Annotated in this window: 26 protein-coding genes and 1 pseudogene; 16 read left to right on the forward strand and 11 right to left on the reverse strand. The window is 71.9% G+C overall.

Annotated elements, in window-relative coordinates:
- Positions 1–12: 12 nt before the first annotated feature.
- The 4 genes from MY520_RS09730 to MY520_RS09745 form a co-directional block, all read right to left on the reverse strand.
- The gene (locus MY520_RS09730) at positions 13–573 is read right to left on the reverse strand and encodes a flavodoxin domain-containing protein (protein WP_436691887.1); all 561 of its coding nucleotides are present in this window, start codon (positions 571–573) and stop codon (positions 13–15) included.
- Positions 570–1472, reverse strand: coding sequence for a universal stress protein (locus MY520_RS09735; protein ID WP_436691888.1), 903 nt, complete (start codon positions 1470–1472; stop codon positions 570–572). Before MY520_RS09735 ends, MY520_RS09730 begins: the two co-directional genes overlap by 4 nt.
- Before the next feature lie 10 nt (positions 1473–1482).
- Entirely contained in the window at positions 1483–2148 is a 666-nt protein-coding gene (locus MY520_RS09740; RefSeq protein ID WP_436691889.1) for a CBS domain-containing protein, read from the reverse strand.
- Positions 2149–2412: 264 nt separating this feature from the next.
- Positions 2413–2676 carry a hypothetical protein gene (locus tag MY520_RS09745; protein WP_436691890.1) on the reverse strand — a complete coding sequence of 88 codons (264 nt, stop codon included), beginning with the start codon at positions 2674–2676 and terminating at the stop codon, positions 2413–2415.
- Positions 2677–2814: 138 nt separating this feature from the next.
- Here MY520_RS09745 and MY520_RS09750 point away from each other — a divergent pair, with 138 nt between their 5' ends.
- The gene (locus MY520_RS09750) at positions 2815–4035 is read left to right on the forward strand and encodes an Nramp family divalent metal transporter (protein ID WP_436691891.1); all 1221 of its coding nucleotides are present in this window, start codon (positions 2815–2817) and stop codon (positions 4033–4035) included.
- 147 nt (positions 4036–4182) lie between these two features.
- Positions 4183–4560 (forward strand): cupin domain-containing protein, encoded by a 378-nt coding sequence (locus MY520_RS09755; RefSeq protein WP_436691892.1) that lies wholly within the window; start codon positions 4183–4185, stop codon positions 4558–4560.
- A 37-nt stretch (positions 4561–4597) separates the two neighbouring features.
- Here the strand turns inward: MY520_RS09755 and MY520_RS09760 are convergent, their stop codons facing one another.
- Positions 4598–5341 (reverse strand): VOC family protein, encoded by a 744-nt coding sequence (locus tag MY520_RS09760; protein ID WP_436691893.1) that lies wholly within the window; start codon positions 5339–5341, stop codon positions 4598–4600.
- Between the two features lie 53 nt (positions 5342–5394).
- On the opposite strand from MY520_RS09760, the gene MY520_RS09765 reads away from it, so the two are divergent.
- The 5 genes from MY520_RS09765 (at position 5395) to MY520_RS09785 (ending at position 10348) form a co-directional block, all read left to right on the forward strand.
- Positions 5395–6141, forward strand: coding sequence for an SDR family oxidoreductase (locus MY520_RS09765; RefSeq protein ID WP_436691894.1), 747 nt, complete (start codon positions 5395–5397; stop codon positions 6139–6141).
- Positions 6142–6371: 230 nt separating this feature from the next.
- A complete protein-coding gene (locus tag MY520_RS09770) occupies positions 6372–7874 on the forward strand; it encodes a diguanylate cyclase domain-containing protein (protein WP_436691895.1) in 1503 nt (500 codons plus the stop codon).
- 243 nt (positions 7875–8117) lie between these two features.
- Positions 8118–9707, forward strand: a complete 1590-nt coding sequence (locus MY520_RS09775; protein ID WP_436691896.1) for a CHAD domain-containing protein — start codon at positions 8118–8120, stop codon at positions 9705–9707.
- A gap of 156 nt (positions 9708–9863) precedes the next feature.
- Complete coding sequence (locus MY520_RS09780; protein WP_436691897.1) at positions 9864–10004, forward strand: hypothetical protein; 141 nt, start codon at positions 9864–9866, stop codon at positions 10002–10004.
- A 158-nt stretch (positions 10005–10162) separates the two neighbouring features.
- Complete coding sequence (locus tag MY520_RS09785) at positions 10163–10348, forward strand: hypothetical protein (protein ID WP_436691898.1); 186 nt, start codon at positions 10163–10165, stop codon at positions 10346–10348.
- Positions 10349–10376: 28 nt separating this feature from the next.
- On the opposite strand, the gene MY520_RS09790 is transcribed toward MY520_RS09785, so the two are convergent.
- Positions 10377–11042 carry a Crp/Fnr family transcriptional regulator gene (locus tag MY520_RS09790; protein ID WP_436691899.1) on the reverse strand — a complete coding sequence of 222 codons (666 nt, stop codon included), beginning with the start codon at positions 11040–11042 and terminating at the stop codon, positions 10377–10379.
- 217 nt (positions 11043–11259) lie between these two features.
- Between MY520_RS09790 and MY520_RS09795 the strand changes: the two are divergent.
- Together MY520_RS09795 and MY520_RS09800 are read left to right on the forward strand one after the other, a co-directional pair.
- A pseudogene (locus MY520_RS09795) lies at positions 11260–11328 on the forward strand (zinc-ribbon domain-containing protein); the annotation flags it as partial.
- A gap of 48 nt (positions 11329–11376) precedes the next feature.
- Positions 11377–14715: an ATP-binding protein gene (locus MY520_RS09800; protein WP_436691928.1), complete on the forward strand. Its 3339-nt coding sequence runs from the start codon at positions 11377–11379 to the stop codon at positions 14713–14715.
- A gap of 16 nt (positions 14716–14731) precedes the next feature.
- Here MY520_RS09800 and MY520_RS09805 read toward each other — a convergent pair whose 3' ends face one another.
- Together MY520_RS09805 and MY520_RS09810 are read right to left on the reverse strand one after the other, a co-directional pair.
- Positions 14732–15187, reverse strand: coding sequence for a S8 family serine peptidase (locus MY520_RS09805; RefSeq protein WP_436691900.1), 456 nt, complete (start codon positions 15185–15187; stop codon positions 14732–14734).
- Positions 15188–15419: 232 nt separating this feature from the next.
- Entirely contained in the window at positions 15420–15827 is a 408-nt protein-coding gene (locus MY520_RS09810) for a GAF domain-containing protein (protein ID WP_436691901.1), read from the reverse strand.
- 186 nt (positions 15828–16013) lie between these two features.
- Between MY520_RS09810 and MY520_RS09815 the strand changes: the two genes are divergently transcribed.
- The 4 genes from MY520_RS09815 to MY520_RS09830 all read left to right on the forward strand — a co-directional run bounded on the left by MY520_RS09815 (position 16014) and on the right by MY520_RS09830 (position 19769).
- Positions 16014–16403 (forward strand): hypothetical protein, encoded by a 390-nt coding sequence (locus MY520_RS09815; RefSeq protein ID WP_436691902.1) that lies wholly within the window; start codon positions 16014–16016, stop codon positions 16401–16403.
- A gap of 48 nt (positions 16404–16451) precedes the next feature.
- Positions 16452–17750 carry an MFS transporter gene (locus tag MY520_RS09820; RefSeq protein WP_436691903.1) on the forward strand — a complete coding sequence of 433 codons (1299 nt, stop codon included), beginning with the start codon at positions 16452–16454 and terminating at the stop codon, positions 17748–17750.
- A gap of 14 nt (positions 17751–17764) precedes the next feature.
- On the forward strand, positions 17765–19099 hold the full coding sequence (locus MY520_RS09825) for a tetratricopeptide repeat protein (protein WP_436691904.1): 1335 nt from the start codon (positions 17765–17767) through the stop codon (positions 19097–19099).
- 490 nt (positions 19100–19589) lie between these two features.
- The gene (locus MY520_RS09830; RefSeq protein ID WP_436691905.1) at positions 19590–19769 is read left to right on the forward strand and encodes a hypothetical protein; all 180 of its coding nucleotides are present in this window, start codon (positions 19590–19592) and stop codon (positions 19767–19769) included.
- 22 nt (positions 19770–19791) lie between these two features.
- Here the strand turns inward: MY520_RS09830 and MY520_RS09835 are convergent, their stop codons facing one another.
- Positions 19792–20139, reverse strand: a complete 348-nt coding sequence (locus MY520_RS09835; protein ID WP_436691906.1) for a hypothetical protein — start codon at positions 20137–20139, stop codon at positions 19792–19794.
- Positions 20140–20231: 92 nt separating this feature from the next.
- The gene (locus MY520_RS09840; RefSeq protein WP_436691907.1) at positions 20232–20621 is read right to left on the reverse strand and encodes a DUF4326 domain-containing protein; all 390 of its coding nucleotides are present in this window, start codon (positions 20619–20621) and stop codon (positions 20232–20234) included.
- A gap of 187 nt (positions 20622–20808) precedes the next feature.
- Between MY520_RS09840 and MY520_RS09845 the strand changes: the two genes are divergently transcribed.
- The gene (locus MY520_RS09845; protein ID WP_436691908.1) at positions 20809–21678 is read left to right on the forward strand and encodes a 3-hydroxyacyl-CoA dehydrogenase family protein; all 870 of its coding nucleotides are present in this window, start codon (positions 20809–20811) and stop codon (positions 21676–21678) included.
- Between the two features lie 213 nt (positions 21679–21891).
- The gene (locus MY520_RS09850) at positions 21892–22458 is read left to right on the forward strand and encodes a hypothetical protein (protein WP_436691909.1); all 567 of its coding nucleotides are present in this window, start codon (positions 21892–21894) and stop codon (positions 22456–22458) included.
- Positions 22459–22471: 13 nt separating this feature from the next.
- On the opposite strand, the gene MY520_RS09855 is transcribed toward MY520_RS09850, so the two are convergent.
- Positions 22472–22624 carry a hypothetical protein gene (locus MY520_RS09855; protein WP_436691910.1) on the reverse strand — a complete coding sequence of 51 codons (153 nt, stop codon included), beginning with the start codon at positions 22622–22624 and terminating at the stop codon, positions 22472–22474.
- A 508-nt stretch (positions 22625–23132) separates the two neighbouring features.
- Between MY520_RS09855 and MY520_RS09860 the strand changes: the two genes are divergently transcribed.
- Positions 23133–23579 carry a hypothetical protein gene (locus MY520_RS09860; RefSeq protein WP_436691911.1) on the forward strand — a complete coding sequence of 149 codons (447 nt, stop codon included), beginning with the start codon at positions 23133–23135 and terminating at the stop codon, positions 23577–23579.
- Positions 23580–24185 lie beyond the last annotated feature (606 nt).

The following is a 24185-nucleotide window of genomic DNA, read 5'->3' on the forward strand; positions in this document are numbered from 1 at the left end:
TCCTGCGCTCGGTCACGTCCCCTGGGGCTCCGGCGCCGCGAGCGGGGTCGTTCGGTCGGCCAGTGTGGCGGCGATCTCCTCGGCCCAGCTCCGGACGAGTTCCCAGTCGCGGAAGTCCCCGACGGGAGCCCGCATGGCCGTGACCATGGCCCGTTCGCCGAAGGCGAGCAGGCCCTTGTCCAGGCGGCCGGGGAAGACGCGGTGACCGACTGCGTCGAGCATCGTGGCGAAGGTCCCCGCGTCGTGCGGCTCGTCCGGCGGGAACGGCGGCGCTCCGATCGGTCCGCTGGAGAACAGCCAGACGGGCCGGTCGCGCAGGGCGGCCAGGTGCGCCGTGGCCAGGTCTCGGGCTGCCTCCAGCCAACGTCCGGCGTAGACCGCGCTGCCGAGGGCCACTGCCTGGTACATCGAGGGATCGGGGCGGTTCTCGGCCGGAACCGCCGAGGCGACCAGGCCCAGCGTGCGCCCGGTGGCGCAGCCGTTGAGGTCCCGGGCCAGGGCTGCGGCGATCTCGTGGGTGGAACCGTGCCTGCTCGCGGCCGTCACCAGGACCCGCAGGCCCGCCGTGGTCACCGGGCGCTGCCCGTGGGAACGGGGACGACGGCGACGGGGCAGCCGGCCCGGTGTAGGACGCCGTGGGTCGTCGACCCGAGCCGGGCGATGGATGCGCGGTGGCGGTGGCCGACGACCAGCAGTTGCGCGGTGAGCGCGACGGACACGAGGGCCCGCGCCGTCCGCTCGCGCAGGACCACCTCGCGGACGACCACGTCGGGTTCCTTCTCGCGCCAGCCGGCCAGCGTCTCGGCGAGCACCCGTTCTTCGTCGGCGAGGACCCCGGCCCAGTCGACGAGCGGACCCATCGACTGGAACGCGGTCTCCAGCGCGGCGTCCTGCCAGGCGTGGACGGCGACCAGGTCGGTCCCGCGGGCGGCGGCCTCGGCGAAGGCGAACGCCAGGACGGCGTCGTCGCGGCCGCGACCTTCCACGCCGACCACGACCGAGCTCCGCTGGGAGACGACGACCGTTGTCTGGTCGGGGAGGACCACGACGGGGCAGGAGGCGTGTCCCACGACGCCGTTCGCCGTGGAGCCGAGCAGCAGACCGGCGATCCCACCGACTCCACGGCTGCCGATGACCAGCAGCTGCGCCTCCCCGGAGGCCGCCTGCAGGGCGGCGACCGGGTCGCCGTCGACGACCGACCAGCTGACCGTGTCGGCTCCGAGGACGTCGGCGGCGTCGGCCGCGGCTCCGCGCAGGAGGGTCCCCGCACCCGCCTGGAGCATCGTCTGCAGGTCCGGGTCGGGCGACGGATCGGCGACGATGCCACCGAGCGGCCAGGACAGCGCGTGCACCAGCCGCAGCGGCGCCCGCCGCCGGCGCGCCTCGTCGATCGCGAAGGTCGTGGCGACACGGGCGGGCTCCGAGCCGTCGATCCCGACGACCACGGGAGGGGGCTGGGCGGGATGCGACATCGTCGTCACCTCACGCGTGCGCGGACACCGGCTGGACAGCTGCTGGGGTGTCGGGACCGTCGGAGGCGAGGACCCGGATCCCGACCACGCCGCCGACGGTCCGGGCGAGCGCGGAGAGTGCCCGCTCCTCCACGGCGGCCGACGGCCGCGGTGCGCCGCTGGTCCGCCGGATCGTGGCGGCACCGTCGGTGACCGAGACCGACCACGATCCGAGCTCTCCGGTGTAGCCCTCGACCAGGCGCAGCAGGTCGTGCCGGATCTCCTCGTCGGGGCGGATCAGCGTCCGGAGCACGTCTCGCCGGCTGACGATGCCCACGAGGCGCTCGCCGTCGAGGACCGGGACACTGCGCAGCCGCTCGTCGACGAACACCCGCGCGATGTCGGCGACGTCCGCGGTCGCCTCGACGGAGCGGACGGCACCGGTCATCACCCCCCGCACGAGCAGGGCCGGATGGCCCCCGGCCGTCCCGTCGCGGCGCAGGTGCAGCCGGGGGTCCTCCGGCAGCCGGTCGCGGAGGACGTCGGCCTCGGCGACGATGCCGACCAGCCGGTCCTCGCCGTCGACCACCGGCAGGGCCGCGAAGCCGTGCTCTGCCATCACCTCGGCCGCGTACTTGGCCGACGTGTCCGGTCCCACGGTGACGACCTGCCGGGTCATGACGTCTCTGGCCTGCACGGCTCCTCCTCGGCGGGCGGTTGCTGCGCCGGACGTTAGGCACCGGACCGGACCGGTCCCAGGGTCGCCGGACGCACCGAGCGGGGGACCTCCGTCCCTGCCCGACGACGGCGGAGCCCCCGGCAGCCGTCCGGCGGAGCTCCCTCGGAGCCGCCCACGTCGGAGCCCGCCGCGGTGCATGCCTGACCCGGGAGGTGGACGACGCGCCACGGGCGCCGGCGGACCGGGGCGGCGGAGCGGAGACGCGGCCCGCAGGCGGCGTGGTCACCCGCCGGGTCGATCAGCCGCCGGCGACTCCCAGAAGGACGACCAGTAGGGCTGGTTGCCGACGGCGTGGCACACGACATCCGGGCCGTGGAGCGGCTGCTGGCACCGCATGGCGGAACACAGGGGATGCGTGTGCGGGCAGCGCTCGGCGTCGGGCGGGATGGCCTGGCCGGTGAAGGGGGCGTCGGGGGGCTCGGGCGGCGGCGGGGGCGTGTGCTCCCGGCCCGCGTGCGAGCGGGCGTGGGCGACGCCGCTGTTCATGCGATCGCCGCCTCCGATCGGTGGCTCGGTCGGTCCCGTCGGCATTCTGGCTGCGCCTGTCGACGGTCCCGCGCATTGGGGGTTGGGTGCAACCAGGGTTGCTCCGCAGGATGACCCTCTCGGCTGAGGGGGTTGATCGTGCTGGAACAACAATGGCCCGACCGGGCCACGCGCCGCCGCAGGATCGCGCTGTTCGGTCCGGCCTTCGTCGCGGCGATCGCCTACGTCGACCCCGGGAACTTCGCGACGAACTTCTCAGCCGGCGCCGAGTACGGCTATCTCCTGCTCTGGGTCATCGTCCTGGCCAACGTCATGGCGATGTTCGTGCAGAGCCTGTCGGCGAAGCTCGGGCTGGCCACCGGGATGTCACTGCCGCGGAACTGCCGGAAGCAGTACCCCCGTCGAGTCGTCCTGGGGCTCTGGGCTCAGGCCGAGTTGGTCGCGATGGCGACCGACCTGGCCGAGATCGTCGGCGGCGCGATCGCGCTGAACCTGCTCTTCGGACTGGACCTGTTCGCCGGCGGCCTGATCACCGGGGCGTGGGCCTTCCTGCTGCTCGCCATCCAGGCCCCGGGGGACCGGCGCTACATCCACGCGGTGACCGCCTACTTCGGCCTGATCGTCTTCGCCTTCCTCCTGCTCGTGCTCAGCGCGGAGATCGACGTGTCCGAGGCGGCCGGCGGGCTGGTGCCCCGCCTCGACGACGAGGGCAGCCTCGTGCTGGCCGCGGGGATCCTCGGCGCCACGGTGATGCCCCACGCGATCTACCTGCACTCGGCGCTGGTGACCGAGACCGTCCGGGCCCACACGGTCACGCAGAAGCTGAAGGCACTGCGGGAGCAGCGGATCGACGTCACGACGGCGATGAGCCTGGCCGGGCTCGTGAACGTGGCGATGCTCCTGGTCGCGGCCGCACTGTTCGCCGGGTCGTCACTGGGCGACAACACGCTCGAGGGTGCCTACGACGGGTTCGGCGCCTTCAGCACGGCCGCGCTGCTGTTCGCGCTGGCCCTGCTCGCGTCGGGTTTCGCCTCGTCGAGCGTCGGCACCTACGCCGGCCAGGTGATCATGGACGGTTTCCTGCGGCGCCGGATCCCGCTGTTCCTCCGCCGGGCGCTCACCATGCTCCCCGCCCTGGCGATCCTGGCCCTCGGGGTCGACCCGACCCGGGCGCTGGTGGTGTCCCAGGTGGTGCTGTCCTTCGGGATCCCGTTCGCGCTGGTGCCGCTGCTGCTGCTGACCCGGCGCCCGGACATCATGGGCGAGCTGGTCAACCGGCGCCGCACGACCGTGGTCGCCGTCCTCGTCGCCGGCGTGATCATGACCCTGAACGCGGTGCTGCTGTTCCTGCTGTTCTGAGGGTGCCTCCGACGCCCGGTCCGACGAGAGCGAGACAGGTCGGGCGCCACCCGTCCTCGCCACGGGGGCCTCTTGCCGTCCACCCTCGCCCCCGACAGCATCGACCTCCCCGCCATCGCAGCCGGGGTGAGACGGAGGTCTGGTCGCGTGACGCAGGAACTGCAGCCGGTCGACATCACCGCGGTCGACACCACCACCGCCGAGTGGGTGGCGTTTCCCATCCCCGAACTGGGCGTCGACCTGGAACTCATCCCACTGATCGCCGACCCGGACACCGGGATGCAGGTGTTCAAGACCGTCTACCGCGCCGGCTTCACCAACGTCTGGCACACCCATCCGTGCGCGCACGGGTTCTACGTGCTCGAGGGCACGCTGCGCACCCACCAGGGCGACTACGGGCCCGGCAGCTTCGTCTGGTTCCCCGAGGGCGGGATCATGCAGCACGGGGCCACCGACGACGGCGACTGCACCTTCCTCTTCATCACCAACAAGCCGTTCGGCATCCACTACCCGGGCAAGAGCTGACACCTCGCCGCGGACTCCTGGCGACGCGACACGTCGGTCAGCCGGCGCCCCGGTCGGGGTGGTTGGCGGTCACGCAGAACGGCAGGCCGACCGGGTCGCGCAGCGCGACGAACCCGTCGCCCTGCCGCAGCAGCTCGGCGCCGAGTGCGCGCACCCGGACCACCTCGGCGTCGACGTCGTCGGTGCCCAGGTCCAGGTGCGCTCGTGCGTGCGTGCCGCCGTCGTCGTCCCCGAGTCGCTGGACCAGGAGCGCCAGCGGGCTCTCCGAGCGGTGCACCAGCCGGGAGAACTCGGGCGAGGACACCGGCTCGTCCGCCCACCCGGTCGCTGCACGCCAGAAGCCCAGCTCGGCGTCGTACCGGTCGGCCGGGACGTCGACGCACAGCTGCACCAGCCGGGTGCGGTGCCCCTCCGGGCACGCCACCGCGCCCGGGCGCTCGTGCGGCCAGGACTCCTCGCAGACGCAGAACGGCAGGCCGGCCGGCGAGGTCATCACCCGCCACCCGTCGCCCACGGGGCCGGGACGGGCACCCAGCTCCTCGAGCCGGGAGACGTCGCCGGCGAGCGAGCCGAGCAGGTCCGGGTGCACCCGCGGCGCCCCGCCGATCCGCTGCACGTGCAGATAGGGCGCCCCGGACGGCGGGACGAGCGAGACGAACTCCGGGTGGCCGGGCCACGGCGCGCCGGGTGGCCAGCCGGTCACCGCCGACCAGAACGCCCGGGCGGCGTCGACGCGGTCGCCCGGCACGTCGACGAAGGCGTGCACCCACGGGACCGGCACGCGCCCAGGCTCGCACGGCCGCACCCGCCACGCGCCCGTGGCAGGCTCCCCTCGTGGCCGAGCCGTTCCGCACCGCCGTGGTCACCGGCGCCGGCTCCGGGCTGGGCCGCGCCATCGCCCGTGCCCTGGCCGGCGACGGGTGGTCGGTCGCGCTGCTCGGCCGCACCCGCGCCGCGCTGGAGGCGACGGCGGCCGCCGGCGGCACCACCCTCGTGCTGCCCACCGACGTCACCGACGAACGGCGGGTCGACGAGGCCTTCGCCGCGGTGACCGACGGCTGGGGTCGGCTGGACCTGCTGGTCAACAACGCCGGCACGTTCGGCCCGTCCGGCGAGGTCGACGAGATCGCCGTCGCCGACTGGCGGGCCACCGTCGAGGTCAACCTCACCGGGATGTTCCTCTGCACCCGCGCCGCCGTCCGGCAGATGAGGGCGCAGGACCCACCCGGCGGGCGGATCATCAACAACGGCTCGATCTCGGCGCACGTCCCGCGGCCGGCCAGCGTCGCCTACACCGCCACCAAGCACGCGGTCACCGGGCTGACCCGGGCCGTCGCCCTCGACGGCCGCGCGCACGGGATCGCCGTGGGGCAGATCGACGTCGGGAACGCTGCCACCGAGATGACCGCGGGCATCGCCACCGGCGCCCGGCAGGCCGACGGCTCGGTCCGGCCGGAGGCGACGTTCGACCCCGCACACGTCGCCGCCACGGTGGTGCACATCGCGCGGCTGCCACTGGACGTGAGCGTGCCCTTCACGACGGTGCTGGCCACCGGCATGCCCTATCTCGGCCGCGGCTGAGGGCACACCAGCGAGGGGGAGGATCCCGCCGAGGGCGTGGCCGATCGAGATCCCCGAGTACCGGACGGCGACCGGGAACAGAGGAGTCCTCCGATGGCCGGCGGGCCGGCTCTCACCCCCAGGAGGGATCGAGCTCGACCCGCGCCGTGACGATGCCCTCTGCGGACGCACTTCCCCGAGGCCCACACGAAGGCGGGACGATGGCTCAGCAGTCCGGCGGACCGCCGCGCGTGGCCGTCGCTCTCGCGCTCGCGACGGCGCTGCTCTTCGTCGTGAGCCTGTTGCTGTGGCCCGCGCAGGCCGCGTCCGACATCTCGGACGTCGCGCAGGGGGTCGCCGCGCTGACTGCGAGCGGAGCGGCGGCCCGGCACGTCCGCCGCTGCACCGACCGGCGGACGCGGATCACGTGGATCTTCATGGCGGCCGCCTGCCTCTCCTGGGCTCTCGGCGAGACGTACTGGTGCTGGGTCACGCTGCGCAGCGACGTCGTCCCGTTCCCGTCCCTGGCCGACGTCGGGTTCCTGGGCTTCTCGGTCCTCATGGCGGTCGGACTGCTCGTCCACCCCGCCCGCGGCGGACGGATCCTGTTCCTGCAGCGGGTGTTCGACGGCCTGTTGGCTGCCGGGTCGATCGGGCTCGTCAGCTGGTTGACGACGCTCGGGGCGATCGCGGGTGCGGAGGACGACAGCGTCGGGCTGCAGCGGCTGTTGCTCCTCGCGTACCCGAGCATCGACGTCTCGCTGGTCGTGTTGGCCGTGCTCCTGCTGATCCGCACCGGCGGGAACCGCCCGGCGCTGTACCTGGTCAGCGCCGGAGTCCTCGCGCTGGCCGTCTCCGACAGTGCCTTCGCCTACCTGGCCGCCATGGGCTTCTACGACGGTGGACTGACCGACCTCGGCTGGATCGGCGGCTTCCTGCTGGTGGCCCTCGCGGGCACGTGCCCGGAACCGCCGCAGCCGTCGCCGTCCGTGCGGGCCGCCGACGCGGCCGGCGTCACGGTGCCCTCGTCCGTCCTCCCGTACGTCCCCGTGGTCGTGGCACTGTCGGTCGTCGCCGGCGTCACGCTGCTCGACCGACCGCTGACCAAGGCGGAGACGATGGCCGCCTGCGGGGTCGTGCTGTGCCTGCTCGCCCGGCAGTACCTGGCCGTGCGCGACAACGTCCACCTGGTACGGCAGCTCGCCGCGCGGGACCAGGAGCTGCGTCGCCAAGCGTTCTTCGACTCGCTGACCGGCCTGGCGAACCGGTCGCTGTTCCGGGACCGGCTGGAACACGTCCTGGAGCTGCACTCCCGCGACTGCCGGCCGGTCGCCGTCCTGTTCCTGGACCTGGACGACTTCAAGGCGGTCAACGACACCCGGGGGCACGCCGTCGGCGACGACCTGCTGGTGCGCGTGGCGGAGCGGATCACCGGCGCTGTCCGGACCGGCGACACCGTGGCGCGGCTCGGCGGCGACGAGTTCGCCGTCCTGCTCGAGGACGCCGGCGACCCGATGCACACGGCAGCCCGCATCCGCGAGGCTCTCCGGCGTCCCTTCTCACTCGCCGGTGCCGAGCACACCATCGAGGCCAGCGTCGGCGTGGCAGCGCTGACCGCCGACGAGGCGCCGGTCACGGCCGACGCCCTCCTGGCCCGTTCCGACGCCGCCATGTACGCCGCCAAGCGAGCGGGCAAGGCCGGCCTCGCCGCCGACTACGCCACGGTCTCCGGAGCCGTCGTCCAGTCCGGCTGAACGGCGACCCGCATCGGCCCGGCGGCCCACGCGTCCTGCTGGCACCTGGCCCATCCGACACCCAGCCGGGTCGGGTCCGCACGGAGGCGCCTCCCGTGCGCGCGTCAGGGGCCGCCAGGAAGCCCCGCCGGGCGCGATCGCGTAGCGCGGGGACCCGGCTGCGCCGACGGGACCGGCCTCGTCGTCGTGTCCGGTGGCGACCGCCGGAGGATTGGCGGCGCCCCGGCGAGGTACACCTCCTGGATGCCTGCTGTTCACCTGGAAGTGGAGCGGAAGTACGCCGCCGACGAGTCGTTCGAGCTGCCGCCGCTGGCTCAGCTGCTGGCAGGGGCAGCGGACGGCCGCGGTGGGGCGGAGAACGCCGGAGTCCCGGTCACCGAGGGAGAGACGGCGGACCAGCGGCTGGCGGCGACGTACTTCGACACCGCGGACCTCCGCCTGGCGACGGCGGGGTTGACCCTGCGCCGGCGGACGGGCGGTGACGACGCCGGCTGGCACCTGAAGGTCCCCGCGGGGACCGGAGCCCGCTCGGAGGTGCGCCTGCCGCTCGGCCGCGCCACCCGGACCGTGCCGGCGGAGCTGCAGAACATGGTCTGGGTCCACAGCAAGGGCGCCTCGCTGGGGCCGGTCGCCGAGATCACCACGGACCGGACGGTGCGCCGGCTGGTCGACGCGACCGGGCAGGTGCTGGCGGAGGTCGCCGACGACCGCGTCACCGCGCGCCGGGTCCGCCCGACCGACGGCAGCGGGGACGCGGTCGGTGCTGCGACGTCCTGGCGGGAGATCGAGGTGGAGCTCGTCGGCGGCCGGACCGACCTCCTGGAGGCCGTCGACACCGAGCTGCGCGCCCGCGGCCTGCGGGAGGCGACGAGCTCGTCCAAGCTCGCACGGGTGCTGGGCGGGGACGAGCGCGTCCGGCCGGCGAAGCGGAAGGCCGGGAAGCTCACCACTGCGTCGGCCGCAGGGGAAGTGGTCCTGGCCCACGTCCGCGAGCAGGTGGCGCAGGTACAGGCCCAGGACCTGCCGGTGCGCCTCGATGCCCAGGACAGCGTGCACAAGATGCGCGTGGCGACCCGGCGGTTGCGCAGCGCCCTGACCACGTTCAAGCCCCTGTTCGACGCCGACGTCGTCCGGCCGTTGCGGAGCGAGCTCAAGTGGCTGGCCGGGGAGCTCGGCGCCGCCCGGGACGCCGAGGTGATGCGCGACCGGGTGAACGAGGCCGTCCACGCGGAGGCCTCGGTCGCCGACCTGGGCCCGGTCGCCGAGGTCGCCGGCGCGGAGCTGGGCGAGGCCTACCGCGGCGCCCACGACCGGGTGCTCGCCGAGCTGGACGGGGAGCGCTACCACCGGCTCGTGCTCAGCCTCGACGAGCTGGTCAGCTCCCCGCCGTTGACCGAGCGCGCCGCTGCCCGCGCCGGGAAGACGCTGCCGCGACTGGTCGCCCGGAGCTACGCCGGGGTCCGGCGCCTCGTGGAGGACGCCGCCGCCCATCCGCCGGGTGCCGAGCGCGAGGAGCTGCTGCACGACGCGCGCAAGGCCGCCAAGGCCGCCCGCTACGCGGGGGAGTCGGTGAGCCGGGTCTTCGGTGCCGACGCCACCGCGTTCGCGGCGGCGATGGAGGCGGTGCAGGAGGCGCTGGGGGAGCACCAGGACTCGGTCCTCACCCGCGAGCGGCTGCGCGACCTGGCGATGGAGACGTCCAGCAGCGGGGCCGCGTTCCTGTACGGGCGCCTGCACGCCCTCGAGGAGGTGCGGGCGGAGCAGTCCCAGCGGCACTTCGACGACGCCTGGAAGGCGGCCGGCAAGAAGTCGCTGCACCGTTGGCTGCGCTGATCCCCGGCGTCGACGTGCGGCGCGGGCCAGGCCGATGGGGGGACGGCTGTCGCTCTGTCGGGTGGTGCCGGCCCGTTCGCCCATGTCCCTCGCCGGCACGGGGCGCGACCATCCGTCTCCGGATGGGTGGTCGAGGGGGCGTCGGTGGACAGTGTGATGGATCTGCTGCAGGTGTGGCTCGCACTCGCGGGGCTGGGTGTGGCGCTGCTGGCCGGGGTGCTGTTCACCGCGCTGCGGCTGGGATGGGGCGACTTCGGCGACGTGGACGACGAGCCGGTGCCCGCAGCGGCGGACTGAGCGCCGCCCCGGTGTGAGACGCGCCGGCCTCCCCACTGTCTGGGGGGTGTGCGGCGGGACCCCACGTGGGCAGGGTGGGGTTGCGCGGGGCGACAGTCCGAGCACACGGCGGGCAGCTCCGTCGGACCGGCCGCGAGGCCGAGGGGGAGGTGGCATCGATGCCGTGGTGGGCCTGGGTCGTGCTGCTGGTGAGCTGGGGCGCGTTGACGGTGATGATCGCGGCCTACTGGTGGGCGCCGCGATGGCCCGAGGTGAGGCGCGAGCTGGCCCGCGATCGAGCCGAGCGTCCCGTCCGCGCCGAGGCTGCCGAGCCGGTCCGCTGCACGGCCCACCGCGGCGACTGACACCCCGGCCGACCGGCCCTGCGACTCCTCAGCGGGGACTCAACCCGGCGTGACGTCGGAGCGGAGCCAGGTCCAGCACCTCGATCCGGCCCCGGGTCAACTGCAAGGCCTTCAACTCCTCCATCTGCCGCAGAACCCTGTTCGTGGTTGGGCGGCTCGTCCCGGCCATGCTGGCGAGATCCTCCTGTGTGAGCGGGACGGCGACCGGCAGCGGGCCGTCCTGGTAGAGCGCCACCAGGGCAAGGAGCCGGCGCAGCACCCGCTGCTCGGCTGGAACGTGCAGCGCCTCCACGAGGTGTGCGGACAACCGGGCGACGCGCCTGGCCAGCAGCGTCACGAGGAAGTGGTCCACCGCGGGATGCTCGTGCCGCAGCCGGTCGAAAGCCTGCTGGTCGAGAGTGGCGGTCTCGACAGACTCCAGCGCGACGACCGTGGCCGTCCGTTCATGGCGCGGGCGCACGAGCGCGAGTTCCCCGAAGATGTCCCCAGGACCGACGACGGACAGCGTGACGACATCGCCGGATGGAGTCGAGGCGCGAACCGCGACGTGCCCTCGCATCAGGATGTGCAGGGTGGTACCGGCGTCACCCTCGTGGAACAGGACTTCACCGCGTGAGTAGGAGCGCCGCCGAGCAGCCGACAGGATCCGACGGCGATCCTCCTCGGCGAGACCCTCGAGCATCAGCGCCTCCACCTGGCCCCCAGCCGCTCAGGGACTGACCCGAATGCGACGTTCCTATGGCTGTCAAGCCTGCCAAAGGGCAGGGGCCGACCAGTTGGTGTGACGAGGATCGGGGTCGATCCGCGGCGGTCACACTCACGGTGGACCGGGTCGTGACGGGATCACATCGAGTTCTTGCGTCCGTCATGTTGATCACCGGAACAAAGGGGAGCGCCGCTACCCTCGCAGCGTGGCGCCGTGTCATCGGTGCGGTGAGGAGAACCCAGCCCGCGCGCGCTTCTGCTCCGCCTGCGGAGCGGCGCTCGTCGCACCGCAGAGACCGCCCGAGCTCGAAGAGCGCAGGGTCGTGACCGTGCTGTTCTGCGATCTCGTCGGGTTCACCGCCCTGTCGGACAATGCCGATCCGGAGGATGTGCAATCCGTCCTGCGGCCGTACTACCAAACGGTGCGCTCCGAACTGGAGCGGTACGGGGGGACCGTCGAGAAGTTCATCGGCGACGCCGTGGTGGGAGTGTTCGGCGTCCCGGTGGCGCACGAGGACGACGCGGAACGGGCGGTGCGAGCCGGCCTGTCCATCGTTCCGGCGGTCAGCAGATTGCGAACGCCGTGGGGGGTGGGCCTGGATGTACGAGTCGGGATCGCCACCGGTGAGGCCCTGGCGTCGCTGACCTCGCGGCCACTCGAGGGTGAGGGGATCGCCGCGGGGGACGTCGTCAACACGGCGGCCAGACTGCAGGCTGCAGCTGGAACAGGCGAGATCGTGGTGGGTGCCGGCACCCACCGACTGACGCGGAACGCGATCGAGTACGTCGAGCTGCCACCCGTCAGGGCGAAAGGCAAAGCCGACCCGGTGGAGGTCTGGAAGGTGGCCGGGGCCCGGTATCGGCCGCAATCCCGAGTGGTGCGTCCGGCACCCCCTTTCGTCGGGCGTGAGCGCGAGAAGGCTCTGCTGCAGGCCGCCCTTTCCGGCGTCGTGCAGAACCGATCGGCACAACTGGTGACCATTCTCGGCGAACCCGGAGTGGGTAAGACACGACTGGTCGCTGAACTGTTCGACACCGTCAACGCCATGCCCGGCCGGGTGACGTGGCGACAGGGTCGCTGCCTGCCCTATGGAGACGGCATCACGTTCTGGGCGCTCGGAGAGATCGTCAAGGCACAGGCCGGCATTCTCAGCACCGATGATCCGGTCAGTTCCCGGAAGAAGCTGTCACGTGCCGTGGCCGGGGCCGTCAATGACACCGGCGAACGCGCCTGGATCGTTGCCACGTTGTGGCCACTGGTCGGTGCAGCGACTGGGGAGCAGGGCGCCTCGCGAGAGGAGACCTTCACTGGCTGGCGCCGGTTCTTCGAGGCGCTCGCCGAACGTCAGCCCCTGGTGCTCGTCGTCGAGGACCTGCACTGGGCAGACGCTGCGCTGCTCGACTTCCTGGACCACCTCCGCGACCGGTGCACTCACGTGCCGCTGCTTCTCATCGGCACAGCCCGCCCCGAGTTCGCCGCGCGCGCAGGGGCGTGGAGCCGCGACACGCCCAACTCGGTCACCGTGCCGATGTCCGGCCTGGGTGGGGCCGAGCGGGTCGAACTGCTCCGCGCACTGCTGGGCACCACAGTGCTCCCCGCGGACACCCAGGAGTTGTTGCTGACGCGGTGTGGCGGCAATCCGCTGTACGCCGAGGAGTTGGTCCGGCTGCTCCTCGAATCCGGTGAACGGACTGCCGGCGGTGCAGGCGGAGCGTCGGACGCCGACCGTGCCCTCGCGCTTCCGGACACCTTGCACGCGCTGATCGCCGCCCGTCTGGACACGCTGGACCAGGGCGACAGGGACCTGCTGCACGACGCTGCCGTCGTCGGTTCGGTGTTCTGGTCGGGTGCGGTGGCCACGGTGGGTGACAGGGACGAGTCCGCGGTCCGGATACGGCTCCACGAACTGGCGTGCCGGGACTTCCTGCGGCCTGTCCCGACCTCGAGCGTCGACGGTCAGGCGGAGTTCGCGTTCTGGCACGAACTGATCCGTGACGTTGCCTACGCTCAGATACCTCGCGGCGCCCGGGCGGCCAAACACGAAGCAGTCGCCGGCTGGCTGGAACGGACGGCAGGAAGTCGGGTCGCGGACTACGCGGAGATCCTCGTCCACCACTACGGCAGGGCGTTGGAGTTGAACGCGGCCGCCCAGTCGGGTCCGGTGGTGGTCCTGCACCACGCGTTGCGGAAGTTCTCGGTGCTCGCCGGCGACCGCGCTGTTCCGCTCGACCCGACGATCGCAGAGTCCTATTACCGACGTGCTCTCCAGCTCTTTCCGGCCGAGGATCCCGAGCGGCCAGCGGTACTGAACAAGGCGGGCTGGCTGGCCGCGGCGGCCGGACACGCAGACGCCGCGGTGGCGGCGTATCGGGAGGCCCACACCGTGAGCCTGGTGCACGGCGATCGGCGCGCTGCCGGCGACGCCAAACACCGGTTGGCGCATCTGTACTGGGACCGCGGCGACACGGCATCCGCGCGCGCGGAGGGAGAGGAGGCCATCGCGCTGCTCAACGACGCGGGGCCCTGTGTCGAGTTGGCCTACGCGCTGGCGTTCATGGCGTTCGACACGTGGACGTCCAGCCGGCCTGACGAGGCGTTGCGTTGGGCTGAACAGCTGATCGCGGTCGCTGACGTGATCGGTGGGGGTGAGATCCGCGGTCTTGCACTGATGGAGCGCGGGCGGGCGCGTCTCGACCTGGACGACCCTCAGGGGATCGAGGACGAGATGGCTGCCGTGGCGGCCACCAACGCTGCGCTCGAACGCGGCAACACAGCGATCCAGGGCAGCTGGCAACTGCTCAACTGGCAGTCGAACCTCGCAGAGGGTCTCTGGCTCGCCGAGGGGACCGCCGCTGCGCTGGCCGCTGGGCAGGAGGCTCAGCGGATGGCTGTACGACGGGGCCTTCTCCATCCGTTGCGAGCGGTTCGGGCCGACGGTCTCAAGGTGCTCTTGGACGCCGGGCGATGGGACGAGCTGCTGAGAGAAGCGACCGAGGTGAGCACCTCGGTCGAATCCGACGAGGCCGACTACTGGTGGGCCGTCGCGGACGCCAACCGAGCCCATGTGCTGCTCCGACGCGGTCAGGTGGCGAGCGCCGCAGAGATCATGGTTCGGGCGCTGCCCCAGGCGAGATCGATAGGCGACCTCCAGGTCTTCGGGCCGGCGCTGGAGGTGGCGAGCCTGATCCTGCTCGCCCAGGGGGAGCTCGACGAGGCCGCCGATCGGGTGCGCGAATTCGCGGACCGAGCGCAGTTCGTGCCGTCTCGCCGAGCCGTGCACCTGCCGGCCATGGTCCGGGTGTGCGCGGCGGTCGGTGAGCTGGGGCTTGCCCAACGGCTCGTGGAGGGCACTGAGCTGCGCCTGCGCCGCCACGCCTGCGCCCACCGCACGGCTCGTGCGATCGTGGCCGAAGCCCAGGGCGCGCTCGACACCGCCCTCCGCGAGTACGAGGAGGCCGCGGCAGGCTGGCAGGTGTACGGGCACGTCCTGGAACGTGGGCTCGCGCTCCTCGGCGCCGGCCGATGCGCGAGTCGTCTCGGTGAACTGCGCGCCGTCACATCACTGCAATCGGCCCGAGGCGTGTTCGCATTCCTGGGGGCCCGATCGTTGGGCATGGACGCCGACGCCCTTCTCGACCGCGCCGCGCCTGCTCACACATGACCCGAGCGGAGCCCGTTCACCCGGTGTCCGATTCGACGTTGTCCGCGAGTGCGTGCAGGACCGTCTTCATCCGGAAAGGGGTCAGCCCCGGGCGCTTGCTGAGAATACGGGCAACGAGCCCGCTCACATGCGCGGCAGCGAAACTGTTGCCGGTCACCTCGAGCGTGGTGTCGCCCTGCAGGCGACCTCTATCCCGATTCCTGGTGTCCGAACTCGACCGGCGGGGCGGGACTGTAGTCCAACCCGTACGGATCCTGACGGTCGTGAGCGGCCACCGAGAAAATGGAAGAGTATTGTGAGGGATAACTCGGTCCTGGCATGTTGTTGATGGCCACGCCGGCCTCATCGGACCGTCGCGCGACTCTTCGCGTAGTTCACCAGCTCCCTGATGATCGCGGTGGCAGCCAGCTGCTCCTCTTCGCCGAAGTGCCCGAGCTCGCCCGACAGCCGGCCAGATCGACGACTCCTGCATGCGGGCCAGCCATCGAGCGGGCCATCTCCAGCAATGACTCGGACACCGTCGCACTCCCACGCGTTGTGGAAGCGGCTGTGAAGAGCGCCCGACCCAGATCGTCGAATACTCGCGCGCCCTCTATGGCGAGGGCTGTCTGCCGAGCCAGCAAGATGAGGAGCTCCATGCTGTGGTCCCCGACAGGAGCACCCTCGCCAGGGTCGAGGACCTCGATGACCCCTAGCGTCTCGCGTTAGGTTCCCAGCGGCACGGCCAAGATCGAGCGTGGCACGTAACCAGTCGCTTCGGCGACGCCGCGCGCGAAACGCGGGTCGCGGGCTACCTCCGCTATTCCGATCGGCTGTCCGGACGACACGGCCCACCCGGCGATCCCTTGTCCGACAGGAAGGCGTTGTCCGACGATGCGTGCGGCACCCGCCCCGGATGCGCTCCGAAACACGAGCTGTTCTGACTCCGCCTCCGGCAGCGCCAATGCACAGGCCGCCGCGTCGAACAGCCTTCGCGTGAGCTCGGTGGTCGACCTCAACAAGTCTCGCGCCCCACCGGGACGATCACCCCACCGGGTCAGCCGCGATCTGCGCCAGTTGGTGCAGGACTTCGCCCGCGTCGCTCTGTTCGCTCGCACCCTGCCTTCGATCACCTGTCGAGGTGCCGACCCCTACTGAGCTGCCGGGATCGTCGGGTCGATCGGGAGTGTCGTGAGGATTGCTGATCCCGTGTCACCGGGACGACAGACGCCGAGGAAGGGCGAGCACACTATCAGCCTCGTAGCACACGCTCAGGGACCCCGAGTTTGCGGAGTTCCGCTGGCAGGGGGGACGAGATCATGAGTGCAGAGGTGACGAGCGGCGGACCGGTTCCCTTCAACCCCGCGGACGAGGACGACACCCAAGGGCACGGGATTCAGACGAACGTCAACGAGACCGCGGTGGACGACGACACCCGCGGCCACGGGATCCCAACCAACGTGAACGAGACCGCGGTGGAGGACGACACCCGCGGCCACGGGATGGCTATCAACGTGAACGAGACCGCCGTCGACGACGACACCCAGGGCCACGGGCTCTACTTGAACGTGAACGAGACCGCGGTGGAGGACGACACCCGCGGCCACGGGATGGCTATCAACGTGAACGAGACCGCCGTCGACGACGACACCCAGGGCCACGGGTTCGGGGTGAACGTGAACGAGACCGCTGTCGACGACGACGCGTAGCGGCTGTGTGGGGCCTAGAGGCACCCGGCCGTGGGATCGCCGAGAGGGGTGATTCCCCACCTGTCACGTTCTGCGTGGACGGTGCTGGGCGGGGACGCGCTCTCGGCGATCGGCAGCGGGCTCACACTCCCGTTCTTCGTGGTGTACCTGCACCGGGTGCGCGGCCTCGATGTGGAGGTCGCTGCCTTGGCCCTGGCAACGGTTGCGGTGGTGGGCCTTGCCGGCAACCTGATCGGCGGGTCGCTCGCAGACCGCTTCGGGGCCCGAGACGCGCTGATGTTCGGACTCGTACTCAATGCCGCGGGCACCGGGGCGATGACGCTGGTGCACGCGCCGTGGCAGGCGTTCGCTGCGGCAGCGACGTTGGGACTGGGCGCGTCGATTGCGTGGCCGGCGCAGGACGCGCTGTTGGCGACTGTATCGACGCCGGATCAACGATCCAGCGTGTTCTCGGTGCGCCACATGACGCTCAACGCCGGATTCGGTATCGGGGCGCTGGTGGCCGCCCTGATCGTCGACGTCGACTCTCCCGGTACTTTCGTGGCGCTCTATCTGCTCGACGCCGCCACTTTCCTGGCCTTCATCCCCATCCTGATGACCGTCAAGGCGGGGAACCGCCCGCAACTGTCGCACGAGACGTCGACACCAGGGCTGTCTGCCGGTTATCGAAGAATTCTCACCGACTGGACGTTCGTGCGCATCTGGCTGCTGACGGCGCTGCTGGTCGCTGCCGGGTTCTCACAGATGCACGCCATGTTCCCGGTGTTCGCGCTCGGGCCGGGAGGGATCGGTGAAGACGCCCTCAGCGTCGCATTCGCCGCGAACACGTTCACGGTCGTCGCCGCTCAACTGTTCGTACTGCGATGGATGCAGGGTCGCCGGCGCACCACAGGAATGGTGCTCACGTGCGGCTTCTGGGGAGCCGCCTGGGGGATGACCCTGCTTGCCGGGATGATCGGCGGCGGACCGCTGGCGGTCGCCACACTCGTCGGAGCTCTGGTCGTCTTCGCGATCGGCGAGACCGTGCTGACGCCGACGCTGTTGCCGATGGTCAACGACCTCGTCCCCGACGCACTCCGGGGTCGCTACAACGGTGTCTACACACTGGCGTGGACGACCGGGTTCATGCTCGGTCCTGCGGTGGCCGGCGTGGCGTTGGGTGCGGGCCATGCGACGGCATTCCTCCTCGGCCTGATCGGTGGCCTCGCACTTGCCGCCGGTGCGGCGTGGCGGGTGTCCGCGCACGTGCCCCCCGGTGCCAATCGGATCGGCGCCTCCGAGCCCGCAGCCGCTCCGTCGCCGGATCCGGTACAGGTCACGACTACTACTGCTGGTGAGGTCGTGTGATGCCTTCTCCCGCTGTGGTGCAGATCCGTTCCCTGCGGGGACGGGCCGACTACCGTTCGGCTCGATCGGCCGCCCGGCGGGCCTGGGAATCCGGGGAGGACCGAGCCGGGGTCTCGATAGAGCTGGGACGTCTGGACGAGGAGTTCGGCGACTACCCGGCCGCTGAGCAGGTCCTGAGCGGTGGAGTGCGGGCCACTGATCAACTCCCGGTCGGGCCGCCCCGCGACAGACTCCGTGCCGCCCTGTTGGCGATGCGGGTGCGCGTGTATCGCTCCCAGGGCCGCTTCGCCGACGCGAGTCCGGTGGCGGACGAGGCACTCCTCCTGAACCAGGCCGCCTTCTCGCCCGGTGACCCGACGGCGTGCGAGCCCCTGGTGGAGGTAGGGCGGCTCCGGCAGGACGTCGAGGACATCGACGGGGCCGAGCAGGTGTTCCGGCGGGCTGGAGAGATCGCGGACAAGGCGGCCGAGGGTCCCGCCAAGAGCGCCGCGCACGCGATCACGCTCGGCGCACTGGGAGGGCTCGAACGCGTGAAGGGGCGTTACGCGTCCGCCGAGGAGTTGCTGCGTCAGGCGCTGGAGCTCGGCGAGACGGCGTTCGGGCCGCACTCCCTGGAGGTCGCCAACGTGCTCAACGACCTCGGGATCACATTCAAGTTCTGCGGTCGATTCAGCGAGGCCAAGCCGCTCTACCTACGGGCGCTCACGATCATCGAGAGCGGAGTCGGGCCGGAAGCACCCGACGTGGCGAGCATCTATCACAACCTCGGCGGCTTGGAGCACGCTCGCGGCGACTACTTGGCGGGAGAGCCGTATGCCCGCAAGGCGATCGAGATCCGCGAGAGAGCCCTGGGGGCGGACCATGTGGCTGTCGCCGCCGACAAGGCCGCGTATGCCTCCATCATCGACCGTCTGGGCCGCGACGACGAGGCCGAGAGTTGTCTTCGGCAGGCGGTGGCGGTGCTCGAGGCCGCATTCGGCCCGGAGCACTACGAGATAGCCGTCAACCTCAACAACATCGCCGCAATCCTCCAGCGGCGCGGTGAACTCGCCGAGGCGGAGACTCTCTACCGGCGGTCGCTCCGGATGAAGGAAAGCGGGCTTGGTCCGCAGCACCCGGCGCTCGCCAACACTCTGAACAACCTCGCCGTGACCTGCCAGCGGCTGGGCAGGGCCGCCGAAGCGGAGGCGCTGTTCCGGCGCGCTCTCGACGTGTTGCAGGCTGTCGAGCCTGACCACCCGACCATCCGCAGGACACTCAGGAACTATGCGAAGTTGATGGGATCACGTGGCCGAACACAGGAGGCAGCGGCCTTGACTGCCCGCGCTGACGAGATGACGACACCCTGACCCGACAGGAAATCCGACTCAATCCCTCCTCGCGGTTGGGGGGGGCTACGCGATCGTGTTCCTGGTGTCCCGCTGGTCACCGCCCTGACGGGCACGGGCCCGCTCGTTGTCAACTTCGGATCGGCGCCGCGTCGAGCGGCCGAGTCCGCGAGCCTTCGGCGGCCCCCGTCTGCCACGGCTGCTTGGCTCCTTCGCCCCAGCGGCCGGGAAGTGCCCGGGGCGGCACTTCCGGGGAGGCCCGAGCCCGAGCGAGGATCATCGGGGTGAGCGGTCCCCATCGACACCTGCGGACGAGCCTCGACGGCGCGGAGACCAGCCGGGTCGTCCGGAGCGGCCGGAGCGGCCGGATGGAGCTCACGCTGGACGAGCGAGGGCGAGCCGGCCGCGGCCGTCCGCGGTGGGGCGGTCACCGAGCGCGGGCGGGCCGATCACCAGTCGGCCGGCGAGCCGACTCGGCAGCACCCTGCCTGTGGCTACTCGAGGAGGACGTATGGCCGACTACACCGCGACCGCGATCGCCGAGGGCGACCACTGGGTGATCGACGTCCCGGGGGTCGGTACCACCCAGGCGGACAGCATCGACGACCTCGAGGAGATGGCTCTCGATCTAATCGTCGCGATGACCCACACCGCCCCCGAGGACGTGCACATCTCGCTGCGCATCGTCTGAGCCCGCCGGCGACGGATCGGGGTCACGACCCGGCGGTGTCGGGTCCGTCCGGGCCGCGCTTCTCCTTGTCGAGCCGCACCCCCGAGGCGGGCGTGTCCATGCGCTCCAGGCGCTGACGGATCGCCGCGACGTTGAGCGCCAGGTCCTCGAGCGCCTCGACGGCGCGCGTCCCGAGCGCGAACGTGAGGTTCTCGCGCTGCCGTTCGGCGCTGGGCTCGCGGTCGCCGTGCGGGCCGCCGCTGCGCTCGCGCGGACGACGGGTCGCCTCCGCCCACGGCTCGTCATCACTCCGCGGTTCGCCGAACAGCTCGCGCAGCATCCGCTGCGCCAGTTCGAGGAAATCGCCCGGGTCAGGCCGGTTGGTCGCCATTCGTTCCCCTCTCAGCGCACGGGCGCACTCAGCACAGGTCTACACCCTCCAGACCAGTCCCACCGTGGTCCGGCGCTCGCGGCGGTGGGCGGTCAGCTGTTCGCCAGCTCGAGCAGGACGTCGGCGTGGCAGGGCTGGTCCAGTGGGCACCAGCAGGCGAGGTCGTGACCGCGCAGGACACGTCGGGCCTGGACGCTGTAGTCGCCGTCGGCCCAGCGACGGAACCACCGCACCGCGGTCGCCACGTCCGGGCAGCGGACGACGCAGAAGCCGTCGGCGTACTCGCCGGGCTCGCGATGGGTGGGGACCGGCCAGCCGCGGTCCTCGTCGCCGGCCGGCCACATGTAGGTGGTGCCGACGCGATACGGGTTGCCCCAGCGCGTGGGCCGGGCGACGACCACCGCGCCAGGCGGCTTGCGCCAGCCCCGCGCCCGACTCAGCCGGATGCGGTGCGGGGGTTCCCTGGTCTCCACGTGCACCACCCCATCGATCCCTTCCTCGGGCGGGCCCCTGCTGCCGTCGTCCTCGCCGGGAGGTCATGCCTACCGGTGGGGTCGGACAGTTCCGCCGGCCCACGGGCGGGGTGGACCGCTCCTGCCACCGGGACGCGTGCGCCGTGCCGGGAGGGCTGCGAGGCTCATGGCCTCGACCGCCACGAGGAGGGCCGCGATGGGCTACGTGTTCCCCGAGGACGCCGATCGGCGGCCGGTGGCCGTCGTCGGGGCGGGCGCCCTGGGTCGGCGCATCGCCGCCGCGCTGGCCGCGGGCGGCACGGACGTGCGCCTCACCGACCTCTCCGAGGAGCAGCGGGAGGCGGCGCGCGACTACGCCCTGGCCTCGGTCGAGGAGTTCCACCGGGCCCTCGGGCTGGCCAACGAGGAGCGCGGCACGGTGTCGTCGGCCGAGGGCCTCCGGGACGCCGTGACCGGCGCCTGGCTGGTGGTCGAGGCCGTGCCCGAGCGGGTGGACGCGAAGACCGCCGTCTTCGGGGAGCTGGACCGGCTGGCCGAGAGCGACGCCGTCCTCGCCAGCAACTCGTCGTCCATCCCGACCAGCCTGGTGATCGGCGAGGTGGCGCGCCCCGAGCGGGTGCTCAACGCGCACTTCCAGTCACCGCCGGAGCACAACGCCGTGGAGCTGATGTCCTGCGGGCGGACCGACCCGGCGGTGGTCGACGCGCTGATGGAGCGCCTGCCCCGGTACGGGCTCGTGCCCTTCCGCGTGCGCCGGGAGAGCGACGGGTTCATCTTCAACCGGATCTGGGCGGCCATCAAACGTGAGTGCCTCATGGTGGTCGAGGAGGGCGTGGCCTCCCCTGAGGACGTCGACCGGATGTGGCAGCTGTTCACCCGGCCGGGCACCCCGCCCTTCCGGTTGATGGACGTCGTGGGGCTGGACGTCGTCCTGGCCATCGAGGAGCACTACGCCGCCGTCCGCGAGGGGATCCCCGAGGGGCCGCGGCGGCTCGTGCGGGAGTACGTCGAGCAGGGGCGCCTGGGGCGCAAGAGCGGCCGCGGCTTCTACGACGACTACGGCTGAGGGCGGCCCGTACCCCGCAGCGGTCGTCACTCCTCGTCACCACTGGTTCGCGTGGCGGAGAGACCGGCCCGATGGTCGTACCGGCCGGATGACGACTGCGGCGGTTGTTGCCGAGGGGGAACGCGGAACTCTGGCGACTCCGCGCACGACGACCCCTGGTGACCCTCGGTGTGCCTGCGATCTCTTACGGCCCCGAGAACAAGGAGGTCTCCGATGCACCGCTCCGCCCTCGTCCCCTCGCTGCTGACCGCTGCGGTGGTGCTCGCCGCCTGCGGCGGCGACGCCGGCTCCGGCACCACCCCGCGGGCCGACGACCGCCCCACCGCCACGGTCGGGACCTCCGCACCCGCGACCGACGAGCCGGCCGAGCCGGCCGGGCCGCCCGACGCCGGCACGGTCGACGCGGCGCCCGACGACCAGACCCCGGCCGACGGTGGATCGAGCGGCGGCGACACCGGTGGCGGGTTCCCGCCCGAGGTCGTCCCGACCCAGGGGGCGCGGGTGTGGGCGGTCTACCTGGCCGTCGGCACTCCGTTCGACGAGTCGCAGGCCCACCTGCTGGGCGAGACGGAGTCGTACGCCAACGGCCTCGGGTACACCGGCTCCGGCATCGGCTCGGTCGGGTGCGACCAGGGGGCCGCGGAGCAGCTGGGCCTGGCCCCGGACGACAACCGGGTGGCCGTGTACTTCGCCACCGCCGAGCACGCGCAGCAGTTCGTCGCCGTCTACGACCGGCCGGACCTCGGGTCGGCCGAGGTGGCCACGTACTGCCTGGACTGAGCCGGTCGGTGGATCAGTCGACGAGCAGGGTCAGCAACGAGTCGGTCGGCATCGAGTGGGTCTCGTCGCGCACCGTCGCCAGCGTCGGCAGGAGCGCACCCATCGCCGTCCGCGCGGGGAAGAGCGCTTCGTCGAAGGTGATCCCGGGCGACCCCGGCGCAGCCATGGCCACCGCCACGCGCCCGGGCCCGGAACTCGATCTTCTCCCCGGTCAGGAGCTCAATCGCCAGCTCACCGTGCGCTTCACGCGGCGGCCACACACGCCGCCGGCGCAGGTCCTCGCACCCACCGACCAGGGCAGTCATCGTCTCGATGGACTTCTGGGTCGTCGAGCACAGGTGCGCCGTCCACAGGTGCAGCGACTGGCCGAGGATGAACACGTCCATGCAGCGCCGCGCCCTCCAGCGTCGCCGTCTTCAGGTTCTGGCGCGGCGCGACCTGGCCCACCTCGAAGTACACCGGAAACGTCCGGCTCGTCCTCCGCGAAGATCGCGTCAGGATGTCGACCTGCTCCGGGCCCATCGGCCGGCAACCTGCTCGGCCAGTTCGCCCGCCAGGTCGCCGTGCGTTTCCGGGTACTCAGGCACCCGCCTGGTCCGCAGTCATCGCGACCACTGGCGACGCCAGCGGCGGCAGCTGCAGGCCCCGCAGTCGGTGCCCTCGCGGTAGTGCTCGTGAGCGAGCCACTGGTGACCGCAGGGGCACCGCCGGTCCACGACCGCCCACCGGGCCGCGTTCGTGACCCCGTCACGGCCGGTGAACCGCTCGGCGAGTCGAGCGCGGGATGCGGCGGCGCGTCGGTGAAGCTCCGCAGCATGGTCGAGTACGCCGACTTCTACGTCCTGGTCGCGACGCTGTCCCCTCTCTTCCTCACCGGCAGCCTCGTCGCGCACTACCGGTTCGGGCTGGCTGAGTCGGATCCTCGTGCGCGCAGGGGTACCTGGCTCCTGCTCGGGATGAACGTCGGCTTAACCGTTGCGTTCATGGCTGTCTCGCTGCTGGTCCTCGCAGGCTCGTTCGTGGTGCACCCTCCGGGGAGGGTTGCGATGACGATCGCGTTGGCGATTCAGTTGGTCATCAGCGCCGGCTTCGCGATCTGGGAAGCCCGCACGAAGAAGTAGTGCGGTGGTCACGCGGTCACTGCCGGCCGGTGCTCGACGGGCGGCGCGTCCAGGACCTCGATGCGACGGTGCGCCGCGTCGCGGGTCAGCTCCGTGCTCGAGGCGATCGTGCGGCCGACCATCGCGCTCGTCCACTGCAGGCGCTCCTGCCGACGCGGACGCCATCTTCGGTCAGGAGGATCGCGACCTTCGTCAGCTGCCGGGGAGTGGCCATGGCTTTCAGGTCGTGGCTGTCGCCGTGGTGGGTCCTGGCGGCGGCGACAGCGCGGCGGGTGGCGTCGAGCGCTTTCGGCGCGGGTGGTGTAGCTGCCACCCGAGCCGCGGGCCGGGACCGGCTTCGGACGGCGGATCGGGGCAAGGCCCTGCCCGAGGAGCTGGCGGACGGCGCGGTCGGCCATCTCGGCCGGCTGCGGTGCGTCCACCTCTCGAGCTGCTCGGCGAGCCAGCGGGCGCAGGCGGGAGCGGGAGCAGGGCGGCGATCGCGCCGCGGACCGCTTGCGAAGTGGAGAGCTGCGCCTCGGCGGATCAGGCGTCGAGTTCGACAGCGGCCTGCTGCCGGCCTGTCCTGTCCGGGCCTTGGCCGACGGACGAAGCTGGGTGGCCGAG

The sequence above is a fragment of the Geodermatophilus sp. CPCC 205506 genome (genome assembly GCF_051383635.1).
GTDB lineage: Bacteria > Actinomycetota > Actinomycetes > Mycobacteriales > Geodermatophilaceae > Geodermatophilus.

Bases quoted from the DNA above. Each gene is read 5' to 3' on its own strand.
- MY520_RS09735 (WP_436691888.1), bottom strand. From the start codon at position 1,472: ATGTCGCATCCCGCCCAGCCCCCTCCCGTGGTCGTCGGGATCGACGGC.
- MY520_RS09745 (WP_436691890.1), bottom strand. From the start codon at position 2,676: ATGAACAGCGGCGTCGCCCACGCCCGCTCGCACGCGGGCCGGGAGCAC.
- MY520_RS09775 (WP_436691896.1), top strand. From the start codon at position 8,118: ATGCCTGCTGTTCACCTGGAAGTGGAGCGGAAGTACGCCGCCGACGAG.
- MY520_RS09780 (WP_436691897.1), top strand. From the start codon at position 9,864: ATGGATCTGCTGCAGGTGTGGCTCGCACTCGCGGGGCTGGGTGTGGCG.
- MY520_RS09785 (WP_436691898.1), top strand. From the start codon at position 10,163: ATGCCGTGGTGGGCCTGGGTCGTGCTGCTGGTGAGCTGGGGCGCGTTG.
- MY520_RS09805 (WP_436691900.1), bottom strand. From the start codon at position 15,187: ATGCAGGAGTCGTCGATCTGGCCGGCTGTCGGGCGAGCTCGGGCACTT.
- MY520_RS09815 (WP_436691902.1), top strand. From the start codon at position 16,014: ATGAGTGCAGAGGTGACGAGCGGCGGACCGGTTCCCTTCAACCCCGCG.
- MY520_RS09830 (WP_436691905.1), top strand. From the start codon at position 19,590: ATGGCCGACTACACCGCGACCGCGATCGCCGAGGGCGACCACTGGGTG.
- MY520_RS09835 (WP_436691906.1), bottom strand. From the start codon at position 20,139: ATGGCGACCAACCGGCCTGACCCGGGCGATTTCCTCGAACTGGCGCAG.
- MY520_RS09845 (WP_436691908.1), top strand. From the start codon at position 20,809: ATGGGCTACGTGTTCCCCGAGGACGCCGATCGGCGGCCGGTGGCCGTC.
- MY520_RS09850 (WP_436691909.1), top strand. From the start codon at position 21,892: ATGCACCGCTCCGCCCTCGTCCCCTCGCTGCTGACCGCTGCGGTGGTG.
- MY520_RS09855 (WP_436691910.1), bottom strand. From the start codon at position 22,624: ATGGCTGCGCCGGGGTCGCCCGGGATCACCTTCGACGAAGCGCTCTTC.